Origin of the sequence: Pedosphaera parvula Ellin514, assembly GCF_000172555.1 — a bacterium.
In the GTDB taxonomy this organism is placed as follows: Bacteria; Verrucomicrobiota; Verrucomicrobiia; order Limisphaerales; family Pedosphaeraceae; genus Pedosphaera.
On the sequence record NZ_ABOX02000093.1, the window covers coordinates 1 to 8,357 of the forward strand.

General features: G+C 52.7%; 10 protein-coding genes. 8 read left to right on the plus strand and 2 right to left on the minus strand.

Going from position 1 to position 8,357, the window contains the following annotated elements:
- Positions 1–202: 202 nt before the first annotated feature.
- Complete coding sequence (locus CFLAV_RS31240) at positions 203–991, minus strand: prepilin-type N-terminal cleavage/methylation domain-containing protein (RefSeq protein ID WP_007418950.1); 789 nt, start codon at positions 989–991, stop codon at positions 203–205.
- A 602-nt stretch (positions 992–1,593) separates the two neighbouring features.
- Between CFLAV_RS31240 and CFLAV_RS31245 the strand changes: the two genes are divergently transcribed.
- The 7 genes from CFLAV_RS31245 (at position 1,594) to CFLAV_RS31275 (ending at position 6,813) form a co-directional block, all read left to right on the plus strand.
- Positions 1,594–2,010 carry a hypothetical protein gene (locus CFLAV_RS31245; RefSeq protein WP_007418951.1) on the plus strand — a complete coding sequence of 139 codons (417 nt, stop codon included), beginning with the start codon at positions 1,594–1,596 and terminating at the stop codon, positions 2,008–2,010.
- An 18-nt stretch (positions 2,011–2,028) separates the two neighbouring features.
- Positions 2,029–2,751, plus strand: a complete 723-nt coding sequence (locus CFLAV_RS31250) for a hypothetical protein (protein ID WP_007418952.1) — start codon at positions 2,029–2,031, stop codon at positions 2,749–2,751.
- Between the two features lie 257 nt (positions 2,752–3,008).
- On the plus strand, positions 3,009–4,337 hold the full coding sequence (locus tag CFLAV_RS31255) for a DUF2092 domain-containing protein (RefSeq protein WP_160164706.1): 1,329 nt from the start codon (positions 3,009–3,011) through the stop codon (positions 4,335–4,337).
- Entirely contained in the window at positions 4,334–5,125 is a 792-nt protein-coding gene (locus CFLAV_RS31260) for a restriction endonuclease (RefSeq protein ID WP_007418954.1), read from the plus strand. The genes CFLAV_RS31255 and CFLAV_RS31260 overlap by 4 nt, the downstream gene beginning before the upstream one ends.
- Before the next feature lie 180 nt (positions 5,126–5,305).
- Complete coding sequence (locus CFLAV_RS33585; protein ID WP_150107703.1) at positions 5,306–5,605, plus strand: hypothetical protein; 300 nt, start codon at positions 5,306–5,308, stop codon at positions 5,603–5,605.
- Positions 5,602–6,012 (plus strand): VOC family protein, encoded by a 411-nt coding sequence (locus CFLAV_RS31270; protein ID WP_007418956.1) that lies wholly within the window; start codon positions 5,602–5,604, stop codon positions 6,010–6,012. The genes CFLAV_RS33585 and CFLAV_RS31270 overlap by 4 nt, the downstream gene beginning before the upstream one ends.
- A 252-nt stretch (positions 6,013–6,264) precedes the next feature.
- Positions 6,265–6,813 carry a DUF4337 domain-containing protein gene (locus CFLAV_RS31275; RefSeq protein ID WP_007418957.1) on the plus strand — a complete coding sequence of 183 codons (549 nt, stop codon included), beginning with the start codon at positions 6,265–6,267 and terminating at the stop codon, positions 6,811–6,813.
- A gap of 48 nt (positions 6,814–6,861) precedes the next feature.
- Here the strand turns inward: CFLAV_RS31275 and CFLAV_RS31280 are convergent, their stop codons facing one another.
- Positions 6,862–7,353 carry a nuclear transport factor 2 family protein gene (locus tag CFLAV_RS31280; protein ID WP_007418958.1) on the minus strand — a complete coding sequence of 164 codons (492 nt, stop codon included), beginning with the start codon at positions 7,351–7,353 and terminating at the stop codon, positions 6,862–6,864.
- Between the two features lie 287 nt (positions 7,354–7,640).
- Between CFLAV_RS31280 and CFLAV_RS31285 the strand changes: the two genes are divergently transcribed.
- Positions 7,641–8,357: DUF8740 domain-containing protein (locus CFLAV_RS31285; RefSeq protein WP_007418959.1), on the plus strand; the 717-nt coding region annotated here is incomplete at its 3' end.

Genomic DNA, 8,357 nt, shown 5'->3' on the forward strand with positions numbered 1-8,357 from the left:
CTGGGCTGAAGCGAGTCACCGAGCGCAGGCCCAGGTATACAGCTAAAAATCCCCTTCGGCCCAAACGAGCAACCCATCCACCTCCCCGCCCAACCGAAGGTCCATATAAGTACATTCCTCACCACCAGATGTACAAAAACGAAACGGTCAACTTGATGAAACAAGTTGACCGTTAAAGATTCTGCCGGTTCTTGATTAAGGCTCAGTGGAAAGCGTAGTTGGTTCGGCCAGCGTCCGTCACCGCCCAGAGATTAAGCGGTCTGAGACCATCCCAAAATTTAAGAAACCTCGCGCTCCCGTCCACAAAGGCATGGTTGGAACCACCTGATCCATTTGAGAAACCCATCCCGGAATGGCGGCCTTTCTCGAGTTGATCACTGTCGTTACCGTATCCCTGGTCAAAGTCCATGTAAAACTGCTTTGAAAGCTGATCGCTGATGCTTTTCTTCTCACCAAAGGCAATCGTATCAGAAGGATGCAAAACCGCGTTGTCTTTCATTCCGGAAGGATAAGTCCCTGTCATGTAACTGGCGTAATCGGCAACGCTTAACGTGGATGAAAAATAGTCGTTCCAGCCATTGATCATGTAGCTGCGCGGCGCACAATCAAAAGGATGGTTAACCGGATCGTTGGTCGTGGATTGTGGCCTTGGATCGGCGGGGCAGACCAAAATATTCGTCGTTTGATACCCATCTTTCAACGCCTCAGGCCAGCGAACAGTTTTCGAGCGGAGAGAATAGTAACCTTCGTTATCATCCGCATAAAGTCGCAGTGAAAGACCGAGCTGACGAAAATTATTAACACATCCAATGCGACGACCTGCCTCCTTCGCCTTCGCCAATGCGGGCAATAGCATACCCGCGAGAATTGCAATAATTGCAATCACCACGAGTAGCTCAATCAAGGTAAAAGCAAAAATTCTGTTCCCGGCCTTACCAGCAACAAACCTTTCTTTCGTCTCAATCGACTTTTTTACATTCTGCTTGTCCATATAACTCTAGCCTGTCCTTTTCTGGACGCTCCGACGCCCTCTGAGGTTACTCCCTTTCTTCGTTTTCACCATCCACCATCCTCGCCTTGTTCGTCCCACGCCATTCTCCTCAATCGACCTCCCTCGTACGTTGTCCACGCTCTAGCGTGTCGCCTTAAAATCGAAAATCGCCATTCACAATTCTCCACATCCGCCCAATTATTTCCTAAATCCAAAAACCCTCTCCTGCTCGCCTCATCAGAGGCACCATGGAAAGGACTGAAGGTCCGCCCTAACTCAGCCGGAACGATTCAGTTTGATGGGAAGTGGTTGCGCAGCAGATTTTTGCCCAAAGCGAGGCGTGAGTCGCGAGCATATCGAAGTCCAGATACATAAGCGACGAACAACGAAGCCTTTGGGCAAAAAAATCAAGCAAACGCTCCCATTCCAACTGAATCGTTCCAGCTCAGCCCAGGGCAAACGCGCCCTGCGCGCGTGCCGCCCTAGGTAACCATCCCGCTCCAATCAAACTGACTGCCGGAGGCGCGAGTCCAAGCGAGCATCACACCATTCTTCTCCTCGACAAACACCTCCAGTCGTTCCAAAATCCAAATCACTGAAGGATGTATAAGCCAGAACCCAATCCACAACCACTACTCCCACCCGAACTCGCAAAACGCTTCGAACAAACCATCGACCGCCTCCACGCCCACGAACCCCTCGACCTCCACGAAAAAGACCTCAGCGCCCTCTTCGAAGTCATCGCCACCCGACTATTTGCCGCCCTGTCTCACCGTTCCGGCTGCTACTTCGACGGCGTAAGCGGCATGACCTCTAACATCCCTTCACGCCGAACCATCGACTTCAAAGGTGAAATGTGGATTGGCCGCAACCGCGACCAATGGACCGAACCCTTCCACGCCCGCATCGTCGACAAACGCACCACCCATCAGGGCCTCTCCATCACCCTCACCATCGGCCAGGACAAAGCCCAAGGCGACCTGACATCTGTGCTTCCTCCAAATGAAGATGCCGAATAAATTAGCCCATTTTACCCTATGATATTCCAAGTTCATGTCGCAGTCCTCCTCGCCGTGCCAGAACCGTGGAGCGACCTTCCCGGTTCCGAAAACGATTGGCACGGCGCTGTCTCCTATTTCTTCGGCATCAACGCAACCGACCCGGCCGAAGCTGTCCGCATGACGGTCGACGCAGCCCGGAATGCGGTCGGCCGCGAAGGAGAATTCATCGGCGGAGTCATCATCGAAATGCACTGCCAGCGCGTCGATGCCACGGAATTCGACGAATCCAGAAAATATTTTCATCAACCCATCGATCAACCGGGAATATTTTATGTTACCGGAACTACCTCCATCCAACTATCGAGAAAAAGAATTTCCGAAGCTCTGGCCGAGCTGGAAAGCGTAAAGGAGAAGATCAGGCAATCCGGACTGCCAACTCCAAGCTTCATTCATCCCAAGCTGCCCGAAGAACCGCCGCGCAAGGTTCGCCTCCTCTGCGATATCTGCAATCACTGGGTCGAAACCGACACCTTGGACCTAATGGAATCATTTATGGGCATTTCCTTGACGTTTGTATGTGAGCAAAGAGAGAAATGGAAAAGTCGCAGAGGCACATTCGGATCATTCGTGAATCATCACATCTCCAGATGCTTCGAGGGAGGCCAGCCTGGTATCTCAGGCATAACAGCCATCCACGAAAACGATCCCCGCTGGGCCACGCTCAATGAGGCCAACCGCGAAGAAGATGATGGCGCGTAACCCAAACCCGACTTCACCACCGCAACAAATCGTCGAAAAATAAATCCCCCCCGTTCCAAATGTCGCGCAGCCTGATAGACCATCCCCAGCGGGGATGCGGCATACAGCCCAGCGGTTGGCGCTGCCTTTGAGCGCCTACCCTGGGAAAACGTCTGTCCAATTCTTGGAATCCTTGATTAGTGGTTTTGATATAAACCTTCAATTTCAGCCCAGTTCCAACATGGGCAAGCGATTTGCTTGCCTATTTCCCGATGAAGGTGAAAAATCCATATCCTCTCGGCGCAAAACGGAATTTCCGGTTGAATTACATTCTGCCCATTTATCTCCTCTGCACTTTCCTGGTCTGCCTCCGATTGCCGGCACAATCAAACAACCCCGCCCCCGCCGTCATACACAAGGACACCACAAATTCCATCTCAGTTGCTGAGCTTCTCCGTAAGAATCATGAATTCTATGCGGGCCTAAAAAGCTTTAGTGTCGATCTATCAGTCCAGCTCAACATCGATCAGGGGACTTTCAAAGGCAGTGATTCAACCTCTTATTCCGTCTTCGTTCAATATCCTTCCAGGCTCAACATAACCCTTAAAGAGGGATCCGAAGGACCGACGTTGGTTTCAGATGGCTCAAACATTCTCGCTTACCCTGCCAACAAAAAGAATTATCTACTCACCACTGCTCCCCAATCACTGGCTGACATCGATGGTGTTTACCTGGACGATTGGACCTCGCGGCCAAATCCTTTTGAATTCATTAAACCCTGCCTCAGTTGCACCGACTGCAATGTCCTTAAGGACGCTGCTGCAACCTCAAAATATATTGGCAGGGAAAATCTTGATGGCGTGTTCTGCCACCATTTCCAATTCACTCGATCCAAAGCCAATTGCCACGTCTGGATCGAAGACAATGTCTACCCGGTAACTCGTCGTATGTCATTTGATCTCTCGGAAATGGCAAATCAGGAAATGAAGAAGCCCGGCGAAACCGAGATCCATATGGAACTTGTAGTTACCTACGATCACTGGCGATTCAACCCGGACCTGTCTCCGGAGATTTTCAAACTCACCGTACCTCCCGGTGCGACACGACTTGACTCAAAAACAGAACCTGCCATCAGGAAACCCGTCGAAGAGGAAACATTAATCGGAAAACCTGCTCCCAACTTTAAATTAACGCTGTTAGATGGTGGGCAGATCGACCTCGCTTCTCATAGGAACAAGGAAATTGTCATTCTCGAATTCTGGGCCGGATGGTCGGTTCCCAGTATGAGAGCGCTGCCAGAACTCACGAAAATCGCAGAGGCTAATAAGAACAAGTCCGTCATCTTCTACGCCATTAATAACGGGCAGAGCCCTGACGCCGTACGGACTCTCATCTCAAAATTAAATCCCACTCCCACTGTAGGGCTTAAACCACCATCGAGCATGACTGAATTTTTCAAAGTGCTTTCAGTCCCGTTCTACGTCATCATCGACAAGCAAGGAATCATCCGTTACCAGGAGGAGGATTATCGCTATCCCAACGACCTCAAACAAAAGTTGGATGCTTTGCTTGCGAAAGAACAAGCATCCGCAAAATCCCTCAAATGAGCCGTCGCCGTCGCAACGATCCTTTAGACGCCCTGCCGCAACTCGCCGGCTTGGTTATCCTTGCCGTTTTCTTTATCCCAGGTGCATCACGATTGCTGATTTGGGGCGCAGCCATTTTTTTCATCCTGCTCGTCGCATTCATCATCTTCCGAATCGCCACCAGAAAAAATCGCTCCCAAACCACAACCACTAGGGCACCGAAAACCACTCTCCACTCCCACGCGCCGACACCATCTCACACCGCCCCTGCTCCCACGCTTTCAGAAAAACTCCACCACATCGATTGGTATCAATTTGAAAAACTCCTCGGCATCCTCTACCGCTCCAAAGGCTACTTCATCCATCGCCTCGGCGGAGCCCAACCCGATGGCGGCGTCGACCTCATCATCGAACGCGAAGGCATCAAAACCATCATCCAATGCAAACACTGGGAAAGCTGGACCGTCGGCGTCCGCAACATCCGCGAATTCCTCGGAACTCTCACCGACCAACAAATCTCCCAAGGCATCTACGTCACCCTGAAAGGCTACACCAACGGCGCCCTCCAACTCGCGAAGAAGCACAACATCACCCTCCTCGGCGAACCCGAACTCATGGCCCTGTGCGAGAACCTAAACTGGAAGCAAAACCCCGAAATCCTCTCCCTCCTCAACGACACCCGCAAACTCTGTCCCAAATGCGAAAGCGAAATGGTCCTCCGCACTTCTGGCAGAGGCCCAAATCGTGGCAACCAATTCTGGGGCTGCTCCACCTACCCCAAGTGTCACTACATTCTGAACATTTCTTAGCTTCTGGCGTTGCACCTCGTGTTAATGCCCGGCTTCTGGGAGGATGACAGATCCACTCATTCAATCCACCAGTTGAATTGAGCAGAATGAATGCGAGCTTATAATGTGAGCGCCGGAGAGCCACGTAGCTCGGCCCGGTCAAAAAAAACGAAAGCAGTCAAATCTGGAGGACAATTATTTATGAAAGGTGAAGTGGAAATCACAGGACCGGAGTTAGGCCTCGTTCTTGGCACCCGATTGGCCCTCGGTCTCGGGCTTGGGCTGCTGGTTGCCAATGCCTTTTCTTCGGCAGAAAAGCGCTCGGCTGTCGGCGGAACATTATTGGCGGCCGGCCTCTTTGCGGGTGGATGTGTTGGGATGCAAGTTTTCGGAAGGCCACGTCCATTTAAGATCGCATTTGGAACCGATAAACCCGTCTCCGGACGCCGTTCAGAATCAGAGCAACGCGTAGGTGCAGCCAATCCAATGCCCGATATATGAGCGTTCAAGTTTACGGATGTAACCATGTCGCCATCGAAGTGGACGACGTGGAAAAGGCGGTGGCGTTTTACCAGGACGTATTTAATCTCCAAAAACTCGACGAGGGCGAAGGCGATGCATTTTTCAAGCTCGGCGAGCATCAGTTCCTCGCCATCTTCGAAGTCGGGGAGATGAAGCCGGACCGCGTGAGACATTTTGGAATCATGGTGCGCAATGAGAAGCAGCTTGCCGAAGTGCGGGAGAAGATCACCAAAAAATACGGACTGAAATTGAATCCAGGTTTCCGCTGCGACTTTCACGATCCGTTCGGCAATCGAATTCAAGTCGTGGACCTCCACGACGAATCACTGGTCTGGCTCCTGCCATATCAGGAAGTGCAAAAGGCTGGAATCAGGTTTTCGGATTAAACGCCTTCGCACCATTTCTGGTCGGCATTGGGGCTTTTACCTCGGTTGCTCTTCCACCTATATTCAAATCGAAAGCTCCTCATTTCCGGTGAATGACGACTCCCTCCATTCCTCTTCCCGCCCCACTGGCGTGCCTCCGACGGCCGTGGGCAGACTTCCGACAATCTGTTGGCCAACTACGAGGTGTGTCGTCCCAGGCTTGCAATAAACCGAAAAACAGGGAAAGTCTCCTCAACCGACAAAATCAAAATCATGGAAGAACCGGAAGTCCCAACCGAACATTTGCACGAAGAGATGCATCATGAAGCCGAGCACAGCGGCAGACGCTGGATACTCGGCGTCGCCCTCAGTTCTGCCCTGCTCGCCAGCCTGGCCGCCGTGGCTTCCCTGAGCGCGGGCCATTACGCCAACGAAGCCATGATTTCCCAGATCGAATCCGCCAACCAATGGAGCTACTTCCAATCCAAGAGCATCAAGGAAGCGCAACTCAACAGCAAAATGGAAATCCTCGCCGCCCTCGGCAAACCCACCTCAGACGGCGACAAAACCAAGGTGGGCGAATACAAGGCCGACAAGGAATCCATCCAGACAAAAGCCGAAGCCCTCGAGAAGGAAGCCAAACATTTTCTTAGAACCCATCAATTCCTCGCCCGCAGCGTCACCATGTTCCAGGTCGCCATCGCCATCGGCGCCATCTCCGTCCTCACCAAAAAACGCAAATTCTGGTGGGTCAGCCTCGGCTTCGGCGTCGTGGGACTCTGCTTCCTCGCCCAATCATGGCTCGCCATCTACAGCCATTGATCGCAGCTGCCATCGTGACCTTTGCAATTTGGGCATCACCTTGAGCCTTTAAAGACCCAACTCACTCAACCCCGGATGTTCGTCCGGCCGCCGCCCCAGGGGCCAATGATACTTGCGTTCCGATTCCTTGATCGGCAAATCATTGATGCTCGCATAACGCAAGCGCATCAGGCCATTCTCATCGAATTCCCAATTCTCATTCCCGTACGATCGAAACCAATTTCCCGAGTCATCGTGTGATTCATAAGCAAAGCGCACCGCAATGCGATTGCCGCCAAAAGCCCACAACTCCTTGATCAACCGATAATCCAGCTCCTTCGCCCACTTGCGCCTGAGAAAGGCAATAATCTCCTCCCTGCCATTCGCAAACTCCGCGCGATTTCTCCACCGCGAATCCACCGTGTAAGCCAGCGCCACCTTCTCCGCGTCACGCGTGTTCCAGCCATCCTCAGCCAGGCGCACCTTCTGCTTCGCCGTCTCCAGCGTAAACGGCGGCAACGGCGGACGTGCTTCGACCACAACCTTTTTCTGATCAGCCATAAATTCCCTTTCCCTGTGCGTTCAAATTTTTGGTATCGAACGGCCCTTCTCAAATCTTCTAAAAGCCCCGTTCTCTTTGGATAAAATTATTCCCCCCGATCAACCCCGTCAATCCACGACCAGCTTTGGCCAAAAAAAGTGACCGTGCTTAAAATGGTCCTTTCGCAGCCTGAGCTGCGGGCAACTTTTGAGGAGTGCTTGCATTCCGTCCGCGTAACCCCTACAAAGCCCGTGGTTGGTGTACAAAAGCCGTCTCGAAACTCGCGGGGTCAATCCGGAATTACTATATGAAGTCAAAATTGCATTTTCTATTATTCACCTTGGCCTTGTTCGCCGGACTTCACCGGGCCGCCGCCCAGGGAACCGCCTTCACCTATCAGGGACGGCTGAACACCGGCGCAAATCCCGCCACTGGCATTTATGACCTTGCCTTCACTCTCTACAACAACCCTTCCAGTTCCGTCGGTGCCGTCACCAGCACCATCACAAATGCTGCCACTGCGGTGAGCAACGGCCTGTTCACGGTCACACTCGATTTCGGAAGCGGTATTTTCACCGGGGCAAAGCTCTGGCTGGATGTCGGCGTGCGGACCAACGGCCCCGGTGCCTTCACTGGACTTGTTCCGCGGCAGCCAATCACTCCCGCGCCTTACGCCATTTTCGCAAACACCACGAGCAATCTCACCGGCACGCTCCCTGCCTCCCAACTCGCCGGCACGGTCCCATTGGCGCAATTGCCGGGTTCGGTCGTCACGAATAATGCGACCGGCCTCAGTCTGACCGGCAGTTTCACCGGCAACGGCTCCGGCTTGTCCAATGTGATCACCTCCCTCTCTCCTTCAACGACGATTTCCAACACGGCCACCAATCCGGTCTCGGTGATCGCCGGGATGAATGAGACGTTCGCCACGAACCTGACGCTGACCATTGCGAACGGCGCCTCCGCTGAGCCACTCAACGGTAATCCCCGTTTCTTCGTGCCAGCCAACAAAACGCTCGTGGTT

Excerpts from the sequence above, each read along its gene's own strand:
- CFLAV_RS31270 (WP_007418956.1), top strand. The coding sequence starts at position 5,602 with ATGAGCGTTCAAGTTTACGGATGTAACCATGTCGCCATCGAAGTGGAC.
- CFLAV_RS33585 (WP_150107703.1), top strand. The coding sequence starts at position 5,306 with ATGAAAGGTGAAGTGGAAATCACAGGACCGGAGTTAGGCCTCGTTCTT.
- CFLAV_RS31260 (WP_007418954.1), top strand. The coding sequence starts at position 4,334 with ATGAGCCGTCGCCGTCGCAACGATCCTTTAGACGCCCTGCCGCAACTC.
- CFLAV_RS31280 (WP_007418958.1), bottom strand. The coding sequence starts at position 7,353 with ATGGCTGATCAGAAAAAGGTTGTGGTCGAAGCACGTCCGCCGTTGCCG.
- CFLAV_RS31275 (WP_007418957.1), top strand. The coding sequence starts at position 6,265 with ATGGAAGAACCGGAAGTCCCAACCGAACATTTGCACGAAGAGATGCAT.
- CFLAV_RS31250 (WP_007418952.1), top strand. The coding sequence starts at position 2,029 with ATGATATTCCAAGTTCATGTCGCAGTCCTCCTCGCCGTGCCAGAACCG.
- CFLAV_RS31245 (WP_007418951.1), top strand. The coding sequence starts at position 1,594 with ATGTATAAGCCAGAACCCAATCCACAACCACTACTCCCACCCGAACTC.
- CFLAV_RS31240 (WP_007418950.1), bottom strand. The coding sequence starts at position 991 with ATGGACAAGCAGAATGTAAAAAAGTCGATTGAGACGAAAGAAAGGTTT.